This window comes from Pseudomonas grimontii, assembly GCF_007858185.1.
Taxonomy (GTDB): domain Bacteria; phylum Pseudomonadota; class Gammaproteobacteria; order Pseudomonadales; family Pseudomonadaceae; genus Aquipseudomonas; species Aquipseudomonas grimontii.
This window is the reverse complement of sequence record NZ_VFES01000025.1, coordinates 43,313-58,122: the sequence shown is the minus strand read 5'-3', so window position 1 is coordinate 58,122 and position 14,810 is coordinate 43,313. Positions and strand designations below refer to the sequence as shown.

The window sequence follows — 14,810 nt, the reverse complement described above, 5'->3', positions numbered from 1 at the left end:
CATGCGCATGACGCACCTACGTAAATGGATATTAAGTTTTTCCTGTGTGCTGGGTGTGGCAACCATGGCCATGGCCGACGATCCGCTGCTGGATCATCCCTCCACAACCACCGCCGCCAGCACCGACAGCGAAGCCCGTGGCGTATTGCGTGCCCGTGACCAGGCGATGTTGGCCAGTGAGCTGTCCGGGCGCATCGTCGACCTGCCGTTCAGCGAAGGCGAGTCGTTCAAGAAGGGTGACACCCTGGCGCGTTTCGATTGTTCGGCCTACCAGGCCCAACTCAATGCAGCTTCAGCCGCCAGCCGGGGTGCCGGTGAAGAGCTGGCCCATAACAAGCAATTGGCCGCGCTGAATTCCGTCGGGCGTTTTGAAGTAGCCCGCGCTGAGGCCAAGCTCTCCGAAACCCAGGCGCAGTCCCAGGTCTACCAGGTGCAGGTCAAGCGCTGCAGCGTGCTGGCGCCGTATGACGGCCAGGTGGTGCAGCGCAAAGTCCAGCGTTATGAAAGCGTTTCGGCGGGTGCGCCGCTGCTGGAAATCGTCGACAACCGCAGCCTGGAAATCCACCTGCTGGTGCCATCGCGCTGGATGGGCAAGCTCAAGCCCGGCCAGACCTTCAGCTTTACCCCGGACGAAACCGGCCAGGCGTTCAGCGCCACCGTAAAGCGTTTGGGCGCCCGCATCGATGAAGGTAGCCAGACGCTCTTGCTGGTTGCCGCTGTGACCAATGCCACGGGACTGATGGCGGGCATGAGCGGTACCGCCCACTTCGCGCAACTGCAATGAACGCCCCGATGCCGGGCAATACCGAGCGGGTATTCGCCCAGTTTCTGGCGCTTGAGCACCAGACCCGTGCCGCCCGAACCACCGAGCAGTTGGCCTACAGCCTGGTCAACGATGGCCAGCCGTTGTTCGGCTACCGCCATGCGGCGCTGCTGATTGCCGGCAAGGTGCGGGCGGTGACGGCGGTGAGCAGTGTCGATCCGAATGCGCCGTTTGTGGCGTTCGTCGAGCAGGCCGTGGCGCAATTGCACAAGCAGGCGCTGGTCCAGGCCGCACGGGTGGTACCGACCGAGCAATTGAGCGCCCAGGTGCAGGCCGACTGGCAAAGCCTGTCCGCCGGCCATGTGTTCTGGCTGCCTTTTATCGACCCGCAAGGCCGCGTGTTCGGTGGTCTGTGGCTGGCGCGGGACACCCCGTGGAACCCGGCCGAGCAGGTGTTGCTGGCGCAGTGGGGCGATACCTGCAGCCATGCCTGGCTCGCCCTGCAACCGCGCCAGCCGTGGCGGCTGCGCCTGACCCGCAAGCGCCAGGTGCTGGTGGGGGTTGCGTTGTTGCTCGCGCTGCTGATCCCGGTGCGCCAATCGGTATTGGCGCCGGCTGAAGTGGTGCCGCTGGCCGGGCAGGTGGTGGCAGCGCCATTGGACGGGGTGATCGCCGAATTCCTGGTCAAACCCAACCAGGTCGTCAAGACCGGTGACCTGCTGCTGCGCTTTGAAAGCACCACCCTCACGGCTCAGGCCGACGTGGCGGCGCGCGCCCTGGGCGTGGCCGAAGCGGAACTCAAGGCCAATGCCCAACGTGCCTTTGCCGATGCCGAATCCAGTTCGCGCATCGACCTGCTGGCCGCGCGGGTCGAGCAAAAACGTGCCGAACGTGACTATGCCCGCGAGTTGCTCAAGCGCAGCGAAGTGCGCGCCGAGCGCGACGGTATCGCGGTATTCGCCGACGCCGAACGCTGGACCGGCAAACCGGTGCAGACCGGCGAGCGCCTGTTGCAGATCGCCGACCCGGCCCAGGCCGAGTTGCGCATTGAACTGGCAGTGGGCGATGCGATTGCGCTGGAACCGAACGCCCAGGTCGCGCTGTTCCTCGACAGCGACCCATTGCAGCGCCATCTCGCTACCCTGCAACGCGCCGCCTACGAGGCCCAGCCCACTCCGGGCGGGCAATTGGCTTATCGCCTGGACGCGCAGTTCGATGGAGCGCCGCCGCGTATTGGCCTGCGCGGTACCGCGAAAATTTTTGGCGAGCGCGCGCCGCTGGCCCTGTACCTTTTGCGCCGACCGCTGGCGGGCCTGCGCCAGAGTGTGGGCCTGTGACGAGCCTACCCAAGCTGCGCGAAGACCTGCAACTGTCCAGCGCCGGCGCCGCCCTGGATGGCTCGCCGCGCTGGACCTTGGCCGATCCGGTGCGCGGGCGCTATTTCAAGCTCGGTGCCACCGCCATCCGCCTGTTGCGTCACTGGGCTTTGGGCGACCCGGAAAAAGTCTTGCAAGCCGCCAACCGCGAGCCGGGCCTGCCCTTGGGCGGCAGCGAGGTGGACGAGCTGCTGAGTTTTCTGCGCGCCCACGACCTGATCGCCGCCCTCGACCCCGAACAACGGGCCAGCTACCTGTATAAAGCCGCCGCACAGAAACAAAGCCTGGGGAAAGTCCTGCTGCACCAATACCTGTTTTTCCGCATCCCGCTGTGGCGTCCGGACACTTTTCTCAACCGGGCGTGGCCGTGGCTGGCGCGCTTCGGGCCGGGCCTGTTGCGCTATGGTTTGCCGATCATCCTGGGGTTCGGCGTGTTTCTGGTCGCGCGGGACTGGCAGCGGTTCCTGGCGACCTTCCCGCACCTGTTCAGCCTGGGGGGCGCCCTGGCCTTTGGCAGCGCGTTGTTTTTCGCCAAGCTGTGCCATGAGTTCGGCCATGCGTTCATGGCCAAGCGCGCCGGCTGCCGGGTACAGAGCATGGGCGTGGCGTTCATGGTGATGCTGCCGATGTTCTACACCGATGTGAGTGACGCCTGGCGCGTCAATGACCGCCGCTCTCGCCTGATGATCGGCGCGGGTGGGGTGATGGCCGAATTACTGCTCGCCTGTGTCGCGCTGCTGGCCTGGTCGCTGTTGCCGGACGGCCCGGCCCGCACGGCGGCGTTCATGCTGGCCAGTGCCACGTGGTTGACCACCTTGGCGATCAACCTCAACCCGTTCATGCGCTTTGATGGTTATTTTTTGATCAGTGACGTGTGGGGTGTCGATAACCTGCAAGGCCGCGCGTTCGCCCTGTGCCGCTGGCGCCTGCGTGAGTGGCTGTTCGGCTACGGCGAGCCGGCCCCGGAGCCCTGGTCGCCGACGATGCAGCGGCGCCTGCTGTGGTGGGGCTACCTGGCGTGGTTGTGGCGGGCGGCGTTGTTCCTGGGGATCGCCTTGGCGGTGTACCACCTGTTTTTCAAATTGCTCGGGATCTTCCTGATGCTGGTGGAGTTGGTGTGGTTCATCTTCCTGCCGATCTTCAAGGAATGGCGCGAATGGTGGAGCCGGCGCAGCCAGGCCTATGCACCGAGGGTGCTGCTGACCGGCCTGGGGTTGCTGTTGATCCTGCTGGCGCTGGTGGTGCCATGGCGCAGCGCCGTGGAGCTGCCGACGATGCTCGAGGCGGGACGCGCCAGTGCGCTGCATGCACCGGTGGCGGCGCGGGTCAAGGGGCTGAAGGTCGTCGATAGTCAAGCGGTGACTCAGGGCCAGGTGCTGATTGAGCTGGAATCCCCTGACCTTGATGCCCGGCAAAGTATCGTGCGCCGCGAAGTGGAGATCCTGCAGTTGCAGATGCGCCGCCAGGCGGGTCGCAGTGAAACGGCGGCGGACGCGGGCATCAACGACCAGCGCCTGTCCCAGGCCCTGGCCGAGTACCGTGGCCTCGCCGCGCAGCGTGAGCGCCTGCTGCTGCGAGCGCCCCATGCCGGCATCGTGCGCGATGTGCTGCCGCAGTTGAGCGTGGGCCGCTGGCTGTCACCCAAGGACGCGCTGGCGCGGGTGGTGGAAGACGGCGCCCGTCTGCGCGGCTATGTGGCTGAAGCCGAGTTGTGGCGCGTGGCGCCGGGGGCGACCGGGCGTTTTATCGCCGATGACCCGATGCACGCCGCCATCGCGGTGGAATTGACCGACATCGACGCCAACGGCGTGGCCTATCTGGATCAAGAGGCGCTGACCTCCGACCACCATGGGCCGATAGCCGTGCGCCGTGACGAAAACCAGCGCCCGGAGCCGGTACAGGCCCAATACGGCGCCCGCTTGAAAAGTGTGCAATCGATCCCGACGCCCCATCAGCCGCTGCGCGGTGTGGTGGTGTTACAAGGGCGCAGCGAGTCGGTGCTGGGCGTGGCCTGGCGACGGGTCGCCGCATTGGGGGTCAGGGAAAGCGGGTTCTGACAGGAGTTGAACGCGATGTTGAACAAGGAAGGCGCTTTGGCGCAGGGCCTCTCGGTGCGCCCGTCACGCAGTACCGACGAGCCGTTTTTGCACAGGCTTTACCGCTCGGCACGCGCGGACTTGCAGTGGATCGATGGTGAGCAGGCCCTGGTGGAAGAGGTCATCGCCCAGCAGTTTCAAGTTCAGGAACGCGGCATGGGCGAGCACTTTCCGGGTGCGCTGCATTACGTGATCGAGAAACTCGATACCCCCATCGGCGCCTTGAGTGCCGACTTCGGGCCCAATGAAATCCGCGTGTTGTACCTGGCGTTTATCCCTGCCGCCCGAGGCCAAGGCTTTGGCCGGGCAGTGCTGCAGGGCGTGCAGCAAGCCGCACAACAGGTGTGTTGCCCGGTGGCCACGGTGGTCTGGGCGAGCAACCCCCATGCGCGCCAGCATTACCTGGCGCTGGGGTTTCAGGTGGAAGAAGCGACGCCTGCCGCTCAGCGCTTGGTGTGGTACCCGTCTCAGTTGAACACGATGCAGAAATAACCGCGCTGCGCGTCACGGCCCATGGCGGGCTCGCGGGATACAAACACGTGTTCCAGGCAGGTGTGCGCCAGTGGCAAACGGCACAGGCCATCGACGAAGTCGGTAGGTTCCAGGCTATTGAACAACACACTGAACGCCCCGCGAGGGCTGCCCGGCATGCTCGCTTGCGGTGCATCGTTCAAGCGTTGGATCTGGATCGGCAGCGCCGAACCATCGGGCAGGTACAGCACGCTGGTGCGGTTCAGCAACGGCCGAAAATGCTCAGGAGTGACCAGGTTCAACATAGGGGGCTCCGCGTCAGAAGGGCCGAGGCCTGTAAGCCTCGGCCACGTGCAGGTGTCAGCTGCGTGATGGAAAGATCCCGTTCAGGGCAATGCTGAAGTTGATCGCCAGGAACGGATTCATCGACCCCATCGGCAGGCCTTGGCCCGCAGGCGCGAGGGTTCCCGTCACCGTGGAGGCGACGCCCTTGAGCGGCACCGGGCTGACGCCTTGTTGGTCGGAGTAGATCGTGGCACTGCCCGGTCCCGCGCCGGAAGCACCGATAAACGCGTTGGTGGCGGTGGGCACCGTCACTGGGTTGCTGGTGACGCTGGTCAGTTGCACCGAGGTGCTGATGGCGAGCGTTGTTGCATCGTGGGTGTGGGCGGGCAGGTTGGCCAGGGTGGCTGTGACGCTTTCGGTGCCGGCGAATTCGCCCATGACCCGTGGCGACAGCCCTGCACCGTTGCCTTGGCCGATGGGTAGCCGACCTTGCAGGTCCGGTAGCTTGAACGTTTGCACGCCATCGCCGCCGTAGGTGACGCCTATCAAGGCGAACAGCGTTTGGAACTGGCTGAGCGAAAGGGTCTGACCGGCGCACAAGGCCCAGTCTCGTGGAGCGAAATTAAAGGCGAAGGGTTGGATGGTGCCGATGAATACTTCCATGATTCGTTCATCCTTGTATGGGCTTTACGGGGTGTGACGCCAATCGATCGGGCGTCATCGCAGAGCGTAGACGCAGCGCTCGCTCGCTGCCTGGCGCTTTCGAAACAGCGAGCGAACCGGGGGCTTTTGACCTAGAGTGGCGACTGTTTGTGCATGCACGGGTTTTGCTTTGGAAACAGGCAATGGCAGGGGAATTGAGGTGCGACGGTCTGTGGTAGAGCAAGACGAAAAGGCTGCGGCCGTTACCGCGTACAACGGCGCCTGGGCAGGCGCCGGATGGCTGAGCCGGCTATGGTGGTTGCCGATCCTGGCGCTGGCCATGGCCGTGCGTTTTTATGGCCTGACGGCGGCGGCGATCTGGGGCGACGAAGGCTCCAGCCTGCTGCTGAGCGAATACGCCGTGGGCGACCTGTGGTTTCACGCCGCGCACGATGTGCATCCACCCCTGTACTTTTTCATGCTGCGCGGCTGGATCGAACTGTTTGGCGACGGGATCTGGTCCATACGCAGCATGAGTGCGCTGCCCGGCGTGGTGGTCGTGGGGCTTGGCGTCTGGCTGACACGCCAGCTGTCGACCCAGCGTGCCGCCGTATTGGCCGGCGTACTGCTGGCGCTGATGCCCACGGCGGTGCGCTATAGCCAGGAAGTGCGGATGTATTCGCTGCTCGGCGTGTGGCTGCTGGCCGCCACGTTGGCGCTGGTGTATTGGGTGCGCCAACCCGAACGCAGCCGCTGCCTGGTGGCCTACGTGTTGCTGATGGCCGCCGGTTTCTACACCCACTACTTCACCGCGTTGTGCGTGCTGGTGCATTGGGCGTGGCTGGGCGTGCTGTGCACGTCCCAGCGGCCTGGCGAGCGCCTGATTCTGCGTCGGCAGTGGTGGCTGGCCAACGTGGTCATCGTGCTGTTGTACCTGCCGTGGCTGCCGAACCTGCTGGGCCTGGTGCAGCATGTCGATGAACTCAAGGTGGGCGGCGATATAGGCTGGGAAGACCCGGTCAGCCTGCTCTCCGTGCCGTCGATGATCTGGCAGTTTCTGCTCCAGGATGAGGGCCTGGGCATTTGGGCGCCGCTGTTCTGGCTGTTCCCGTTGCTGCTGCTGGGTGTAGTGGGTGTTACGGCCTGGCGTGATCGCGAGCGTTATCGTCCGGCCAGCCTGTTGGCGCTGTTCTTCCTGTTGCCGCTGTTACTCGTCTACGGCGTGTCGTTTATCTCCCCGGTGTTTATCGAGCGTTACCTCACGGTATACGCCCTGGGCTTGCCGATTCTGGTGACGATAGCCATCGACCGCTTGCCCTCGCGCCTGTCTCTGCTGGGGGCGGCGCTGTTCGTGCTGTTGGTCGGTGTGGAACTGCTGGGGCTGAAGAACAACTTCACGGTGGATGAACATGACCAGTTCAACGGCCCAGTGGAGTTCGTCAATCGCAACTACCAGGAGGACGACCGCATCGTTCTCAGTGACATGCTGTGGTACCTCAGCTACGTGTATTACGACCAGACCGACGCCCAGTTGCAGCTCTACACCCCGCCCAAGGCCGATGGCACGCCAACCCGGCCGAATGCCTACGGCTTTGGCACCCTGGTGGACCAGGACGGCGGGCGCATCTACCTCGACCGTTTGTCGGATTTGCCGGCCGATACCCGGCGTGTCTGGCTGATCAGCAGCAACGAACAGCCGGACGAATTTGCGCCGCTGCCAGCGGATTGGCGACTAGTCAGCCAACAAGATGGCGGCGGGGCGAGGGCGCGTCTTTATGTGTTGTGCCGCGGCCCCGAGCCCTTGCGACCGGAAGGTTGCCGCTAATACCCATTCGTTATGAAAGGAATATCAAAATGGTGGCAACTGCGTCCTAGTGGTGCGTGCAATCTTCAACTACTCTTCGGCGACAAATGGATGTTGTCCTACAAAGTGGTGAACGGATGCAGTATCACTTTATCTCCGGACTGCCGCGTTCCGGTTCGACTCTGCTCTCTGCGATTCTCCTGCAGAACCCGCGTTTCCACGCAGGCATGAGCAGCCCAGTGAGCCCTTTGTTCAACGGGGTGCTGGCGCAATGCAGCGCCGGCAGTGAGTTCGGCTCGGTGATCGATGCCGGCACTCGCCGCCGTTTGTTGCGCGGGCTATTCGACTCCTATTACGCCAACCAGACCTCCACCCCGGTGGTGTTCGACACCAATCGCCAGTGGTGCGCGCGCATGCCCGCACTGCATGACCTGTTCCCCCAGGGCAAGGTAATCGCCTGCGTGCGCAACGTGGCGTGGGTCTTGGACAGCCTTGAACGTCTGTACCGCGCCAATCCGTTCGAGAACACCAAACTGTTCAATGACGATGACGAGCGCAACACCGTGTACAGCCGTTGCGAAACCCTGGCCCAGCGTAATCGCTTGGTGGGCTTTGCCTGGACGGCGCTCAAAGAGGCGTATTACGGCGAGAACGCCGAGTCGTTGCTGATCGTCGATTACGACTTGTTGAGCCAGGCCCCGGAGCGCGTGATGCGGCTGGTGTATGAGTTCATCGGTGAACCGTGGTTCGAACATGATTTCAATCACCTGACCTACGACGCACCGGCCTTTGACGAGGCGCTGGGGCTTGCCGGCCTGCACAAGGTCAAGCCCAAGGTCGCGCCACAAGCCCGGCGAACCGTGTTACCGCCGGACCTGTTTGAAAAGTATGCCGCGTTGTCGTTCTGGCGCGATGGGTCTGCCAGTGCAGCCAATGTCATTCGTATGAAAACCGACGCCGCGATCAGCTGATTGCGGTTTTTCTTTTTTGCGTGTTCAAAGCGTTCGAGTCCAGGTGATCGTCATGTGGTGGAGCAAAGGCAAATCGCGGGTAACCGAGGGTGCACACGCCCTGGCATCGCCAATGATCATGTTCCTGGAGCCGCGAATGCTGTTCGACGGTGCAGTGGCCGCAACCGTGGTCGATGCCGCGCAGCCGGATGCCCAGCCTACGGCCGAGGCGGCCAAGACCCCCACGGCGGATCAGCCGGCGGACACTCACGCGCCCCAGGGCCAGGTCGATGCGACCCAGGCGGCGGTGCCGGGCAAGAGCGTGCTGTTCGTCGACTCACGAGTCAAGGATTCCGCCAGCCTGCTCGAAGGCGTGGCGACCGGTACCCAGGTGGTGCAACTGGATGCGACCAAGGACGGTTTGCAGCAGATCGCCGACTACTTGGATAGCCACCAGGGCGTCAGCTCGGTGCAGATCATCGCCCACGGTAACGCCGGCGATTTGTGGTTGGGCAACAGCTACCTGTCGGCGGATAACGTCCAGGCCCGCAGCGAGGTGCTGGCGCAGATCGGCCAGGACATGAATGTCGGTGGCGATATCCTGATCTATGGCTGCTACACCGCCGAAGGCGAGCGTGGCTTGAGCCTGGTCGATTCATTGGCGCAGTTGACCGGCCGCGACGTGGCGGCGTCAACCGACCGCACCGGCCTGGGTGGCGACTGGGACCTGGAAATCGCCACGGGCAATATCGAAAGCGCCAACGTGCTGTCGGCCAGCGCCATGAGCGAGTATCAATGGGGCCTGGCAACCTGGACCGCCACCAACAACCTCAATGCCGGCGTGGGTTCCCTGCGCGCGGCGCTGACGTCCGCGCAGAACGGCGACATTGTCACGTTCAATAACACCATGACCATCGGGCTGACGTCGGTGCTGGTGATCGACAAGAACGTCACTATCGATGGTGACCTCAATAACGACAACGTGGCCGACGTGACCCTCGACGGCCAGTACCGCACACAGGTCATCAATGTGACGGCCGGCACCACGGCCACCCTCGATGGCTTGGTGATTACCCGTGGCATGGCGGCAGGCAACGGCGGTAACGGCGGCGACGATGCGCTGGTGAGCAAGGGCGGCGGCATCTACAACGCCGGTACCTTGACCCTGAAAAACGTCACGGTGACCGCGAACGCCGCTTCGGGCGGTGGCGGCGGCGGCGGTGTAACGCCGCAATATGCCGGGGGCGGCGGTGGCGGCGGCGGCGCGATCACCGGCGGTACCGGCGGCAAGGGCGGCGATACGCTCAACTCCACGGGCTCCAACGGCACGGCGGGGCAGGGCGGTGCGGGCGGTGGTTTCTTCAATATTGGCGGGCGTGGCGGTTCCACCACCGGTGGCGCCGGCGGTGCGGCGTATCCGGGTTATAGCACCGGTTCGGCCGGTGGCACGGCCACCAGTGGCGGATTGTCCATCGGCGGTGGCGGCGGTGGTGACGGCTATGACGACATCGGTGGCGCTGGCGGCGGTGCAGTCGGCGGGATCTACAACGATACCGGCGCGACCTTGCGGGTCATCGGTAACTCGGTCATTTCCAATAACGTGGGTGCCGGCGGTGGTGGCGGTGGCGGCGGTGCGGGGGGTAGCTACCTCCAGGCGGGCGGTGCGGGTGGCGTCGGCGTCGGTGCTATCTGGAACAAGGGTTCGATCCTGATGACCGCGGCCAACTTCATGGCACTGGCCGGTAACGTCGGCGGCAGCGGCGTAGGGGGGACGAGCGCGGGCTCTGCCGGTGTTTCTCCGGCGTCGGTGGTCAATATCTATGGTGACGGCGGCACTCTCAACACCAACTATGTGCCGGACGAGACACCTCCCACCGCGACCGTCGTGGTCGCCAATACCAACCTGAACTCCGGCGGTACGTCGCTGGTGACCATCACCTTCTCCGAAGCCGTGACCGGCCTCACTGCGGCAGACCTGGCAGTGCAGAACGGCAGCGTCGGGACCTTGACCAGTGGCGACGGTGGGATCACATGGACGGGGACGTTGACCGCAGCCGGCAACATTGCTGACACCACCAACATCATCACCCTGAACAACACCGGCGTGACCGACTTGGCTGGCAATGCAGGTGTGGGCACCACTGACTCGAACAACTACATCGTCAACGATACCGTGGCACCCACGGCGTCCATCGTGGTCACCGACACCGCCCTCAGGATCGGCGAAACGAGCGTAGTGACCATCACCTTCAGCGAAGCAGTCAGCGGTTTCACCACCGCCGACCTGACCGTTGCCAACGGCTCAATCAGCGGCCTGAGCAGCAGCGACGGTGGCATCACCTGGACGGCCACGCTGACGCCGGACGCGGCTATCACCGATGCCACCAATCTCATTGTCCTGAATAAAACCGGCGTGGCAGACCTCAGTGGCAATGTTGGTGTGGGCTCTATCAATTCCAATAACTACGCCGTCGACACGCAACGCCCGACCGCCACCATTGTGGTGGCCGACAACGCGCTAAGCGTCGGCGAAACCTCGCTGGTGACCATCACCTTCAGCGAAGCGGTGACAGGCTTTACCAGCGCCGACCTGACGGTCGCCAACGGTACGGTCACCGGCCTGAGCAGCGGCGACGGCGGTATCACCTGGACCGGCACGCTTACCCCGAGCGCCAGCACCAGTGACACCACCAACCTGATCACCCTGGACAACACCGGCTTGAGTGACCTGGCGGACAACGCCGGCAGTGGCACCACCGATTCCAATAACTATGCCATCGATACCCTGCGCCCGACCGCCACCATCGTGGTGGCCGACAACGCCCTGAGCATCGGCGAAACCTCGCTGGTGACCATCACCTTCAGCGAGGCCGTGACCGGTTTCACCCTGGCCGACCTGACCGTTGCCAATGGCGTGTTGAGCGGGCTGAGCAGCAGCGACGGCGGTATCACCTGGACCGCGACGCTCACGCCGAGCGCCAGCACCAGCGATGCCACCAACCTGATCGTCCTGGCCAATACCGGTGTGGCGGACGCGGCCGGTAATGCTGGCAGTGGTACCACCAACTCCAACAACTACGCTGTCGATACCCAGCGCCCCACCGCCACCATCGTGGTGGCCGACAACGCGCTGAGCGTCGGCGAAACCTCGCTGGTGACCATCACCTTCAGCGAAGCGGTGACAGGTTTTACCAGCGCCGACCTGACGGTCGCCAACGGCACGCTTACCGGCCTGAGCAGCGGCGACGGCGGTATCACCTGGACCGGCACGCTCACGCCGAGCGCCAATACCAGCGATGCCAGCAACCTCATCACCCTGGACAACACTGGCGTGAGTGACGCGGCGGGCAACGCCGGCAGCGGCACCACCGATTCCAACAACTACGCCATCGACATGCTGCGCCCGACCGCCACCATCGTGGTGGCCGACACCGCGCTGAACATCGGCGAAACGTCCCTGGTCACGATTACCTTCAGTGAGGCGGTGACCGGTTTCACCCTGGCCGACCTGACCGTTGCCAACGGCAGCCTCAGCGGCCTGAGCACCAGCGACAATATCACCTACACCGCGACCTTCACCCCGAGCGCCGGCACCAGCGATGCCACCAACCTGATCACCCTCAATAACACCGGCGTTGTGGATGGGGCGGGCAACGTCGGCAGTGGCAACACCGACTCCAACAACTACGCCATCGATACCCAGCGCCCGACCGCGACCATCGTCGTGGTTGACACTGCGTTGAGCGTCGGCGAAACCTCGCTGGTGACCATTACGTTCTCCGAGGCGGTCAGCGGTTTCGACAATTCGGACCTGAGCGTGGCCAATGGCACATTGAGCGCGGTCAGCAGCAGTGATGGTGGTATCACCTGGACCGCCACCTTCACACCGGCCCTCGGTATCAGCGACACGTCCAATGTGATTACCCTGAACAACACCGGCATCAACGATGCGGCGGGCAACACAGGTACCGGCACCACCAGCTCCAACAACTACCAGGTCGACACCAACGTGCCGACGGCGACCATCGTCATCGCCGATACCATGCTGAGTATTGGCGAGACATCGTTGGTCACGGTGACCTTCAACTCGGCGGTCAGCGGGTTCGACAATGCGGACCTGACCGTCAGCAACGGCACGCTCAGCACTCTGAGCAGCAGCGACGGCGGCGTCACCTGGACGGCCACGTTTACGCCGAGCGCCAGTATTTCCGACACCAGCAACGTGATTACCCTGGACAATACCGGCTTGGTCAACGGCGCCGGCAACGCGGGTGTGGGCACCACCGATTCGAACACCTACGCCGTCGACACGGTGCGCCCGACCGCGACCATCGTCGTGGCCGACACCGCCATTGCCGCCGGCGAGACCTCGCTGGTGACCATCACCTTCAGCGAGGCCGTAACGGCGTTCACCAGTGCTGACCTGACCGTCGCCAACGGCTTGATTTCGGGGCTGAGCAGCAGTGACGGCGGCATCACCTGGACTGCAACTTTCACGCCGACCAATGGCGTCGCCGACACCAGCAACGTCATCACGCTAAACAGTGGTGGCATCGTTGATTTGGCCGGCAACGCCAACGTCGGCACCACCGATTCCAACAACTACGCGCTGGATACCCAGCGCCCAACTGCAACGATTGTGCTGGCCGATCCCTCCCTCAGTGTTGGAGAAACCTCGTTGGTGACCATCACCTTCAGCGAGGCCGTGACCGGTTTCAGCAACGATGACCTCAGCGTTGCCAACGGCACCCTGAGCGCTGTCAGCAGCAGCGACGGCGGCGTGACCTGGACCGCCGTCTTCACCCCGACCCTCGGCGTGCGCGACGCGACCAACCTGATCACCCTGGACAACATCGGCGTGAGTGACGCGGCGGGCAATACCGGAACCGGTACCAGCAATTCCGCCAACTACAGCATCGATACGCAGGTGCCGACGGCAACCATCGTGGTCGCCGATACATCGCTGAACATCGGTGAAACCAGCCAGGTGACCATCACCTTCAACGAAGCGGTGAGCGGTTTCGACAACAGCGACCTGAACATCAGTAACGGCACGCTGAGCAACGTCATGTCCGCCGACGGCGGTGTTACCTGGACCGCCACGTTCACACCGAACGCCAGCACCAGCGACACCACCAACCTGATCACCCTGGACAATACCGGCTTGGTCAACGGCGCCGGCAACGCAGGCGTCGGCACCACCGATTCCAACAATTTCACGATTGACACCCAGCGCCCAACCGCGACGATTTCCGTAGCTGACAACAACCTGGGCATCGGGCAGACCACCACGGTGACCATCGGCTTCAGTGAAGCGGTCAGCGGTTTCGATCTGTCAGACCTGAGCGTGGCCAATGCTGTCTTGTCCAACCTGGCCAGCAGCGATGGCGGTAAAACCTGGACCGCCACCTTGACGCCGACGGCGGCCATCAGCGATGCCACCAACCTGATCGTACTGGACACCAGCCTGGTGAATGATGCCGCGGGTAACGTCGGCAGCGGCATCGTAATTTCCAACAACTTTGCGATTGATGGGGAGCGACCTACCGCGATCATCAGCGTCGCCAACCCCAGTCTGACGGTCGGGCAGACCACCACGGTGACCTTCACCTTCAACGAGAAGGTCAGCGGCTTCGAGCTTGATGACCTCAGTGTGGCCAACGGCACCGTGTCCAACCTGGCCACCAACGACGGCGGCAAGACCTGGACTGCGACCCTGACACCCACGGCGAACATCAACGATCCGAGCAACTTCATCACGTTGGATTCCAGCCTGGTGGTAGACCTGGCGGGCAACGCGGGCAGCGGTTTTGCCAACTCCAACAATTTTGCGATCAACACCATTGCGCTGACGGGCGACCCCCTCTTCCGCGTCACCGTTCCGGTTGCGCCCCAGGATGCGCCGAACCAGCCGTTGCAGCCGATCATCTTCGGCCGTCCGGGTGGCGATCTGGGTTCGCCCATCGGTTTCCCGCCGCTGTTCGAGCAACGTGAGATGGGTGGCGGCTTGCCGCCCATCGGCAGCATTTTCATCAACACCGGCGCGTCGTCGCCCAGCTTTATCGCCCAGGTGTTCAGCGCTGACGGTAGCGGGGACGGCAGTGGCCAGGGTTTCCTTGGCTTCGGCGGCGGCGACGGCGGGGTATTTGGCTCAAGCACGTTGTCAGGCCTGTTCAACCGCGATACCGGTGGCAGCGACTCAGGCTTCAAAGCGTTCGACAACCAGTCGATCAAGAGCGGCGGCGATGCGGCCCAAGGCCTGCGCGGCGTCTTTGGCGCACCGACCCTTGGCCAACAATTGCAACAGATCAACGAGAGGGAGCGTCACCAGGTGATGGACCTGGCACACGCACTGCAACAAGTCGGCATCAGCGAAATGCAGGCTTGAACACAACTAATTTCGACGCAGGAACAGGGGCAGTA

The 14,810-nt window shown here is 63.7% G+C and carries 9 protein-coding genes; 7 read left to right on the top strand and 2 right to left on the bottom strand.

The annotated features are described in order from the left end of the window. Positions 1-7 precede the first annotated feature (7 nt). From FIV39_RS28105 to FIV39_RS28090, 4 genes are read left to right on the top strand one after another with little or no spacing between them, the layout of a single operon-like run. Positions 8-784 (top strand): efflux RND transporter periplasmic adaptor subunit, encoded by a 777-nt coding sequence (locus FIV39_RS28105; RefSeq protein ID WP_090409826.1) that lies wholly within the window; start codon positions 8-10, stop codon positions 782-784. Then, on the top strand, positions 781-2,100 hold the full coding sequence (locus tag FIV39_RS28100) for an efflux RND transporter periplasmic adaptor subunit (RefSeq protein ID WP_090401217.1): 1,320 nt from the start codon (positions 781-783) through the stop codon (positions 2,098-2,100). The genes FIV39_RS28105 and FIV39_RS28100 overlap by 4 nt, the downstream gene beginning before the upstream one ends. Beyond that, positions 2,097-4,196, top strand: a complete 2,100-nt coding sequence (locus FIV39_RS28095) for an HlyD family efflux transporter periplasmic adaptor subunit (protein WP_090401216.1) — start codon at positions 2,097-2,099, stop codon at positions 4,194-4,196. Before FIV39_RS28100 ends, FIV39_RS28095 begins: the two co-directional genes overlap by 4 nt. Positions 4,197-4,211: 15 nt before the next feature. Further along, complete coding sequence (locus FIV39_RS28090; RefSeq protein ID WP_090401215.1) at positions 4,212-4,727, top strand: GNAT family N-acetyltransferase; 516 nt, start codon at positions 4,212-4,214, stop codon at positions 4,725-4,727. Here FIV39_RS28090 and FIV39_RS28085 read toward each other — a convergent pair. Both FIV39_RS28085 and FIV39_RS28080 read right to left on the bottom strand, forming a co-directional pair. Then, positions 4,703-5,011, bottom strand: a complete 309-nt coding sequence (locus FIV39_RS28085) for a hypothetical protein (protein ID WP_090401214.1) — start codon at positions 5,009-5,011, stop codon at positions 4,703-4,705. The two genes, FIV39_RS28090 and FIV39_RS28085, sit on opposite strands and share 25 nt — an antisense overlap. Before the next feature lie 55 nt (positions 5,012-5,066). After that, positions 5,067-5,654: a phage tail protein gene (locus FIV39_RS28080; RefSeq protein WP_090401213.1), complete on the bottom strand. Its 588-nt coding sequence runs from the start codon at positions 5,652-5,654 to the stop codon at positions 5,067-5,069. A gap of 199 nt (positions 5,655-5,853) precedes the next feature. On the opposite strand from FIV39_RS28080, the gene FIV39_RS28075 reads away from it, so the two are divergent. The 3 genes from FIV39_RS28075 to FIV39_RS28065 all read left to right on the top strand — a co-directional run bounded on the left by FIV39_RS28075 (position 5,854) and on the right by FIV39_RS28065 (position 14,775). Continuing rightward, positions 5,854-7,458: a glycosyltransferase family 39 protein gene (locus FIV39_RS28075; protein ID WP_090401212.1), complete on the top strand. Its 1,605-nt coding sequence runs from the start codon at positions 5,854-5,856 to the stop codon at positions 7,456-7,458. Positions 7,459-7,574: 116 nt separating this feature from the next. Then, positions 7,575-8,408 carry a sulfotransferase family protein gene (locus FIV39_RS28070; protein WP_090401211.1) on the top strand — a complete coding sequence of 278 codons (834 nt, stop codon included), beginning with the start codon at positions 7,575-7,577 and terminating at the stop codon, positions 8,406-8,408. A gap of 52 nt (positions 8,409-8,460) precedes the next feature. Beyond that, positions 8,461-14,775 carry an Ig-like domain-containing protein gene (locus FIV39_RS28065; protein ID WP_090401210.1) on the top strand — a complete coding sequence of 2,105 codons (6,315 nt, stop codon included), beginning with the start codon at positions 8,461-8,463 and terminating at the stop codon, positions 14,773-14,775. Positions 14,776-14,810 lie beyond the last annotated feature (35 nt).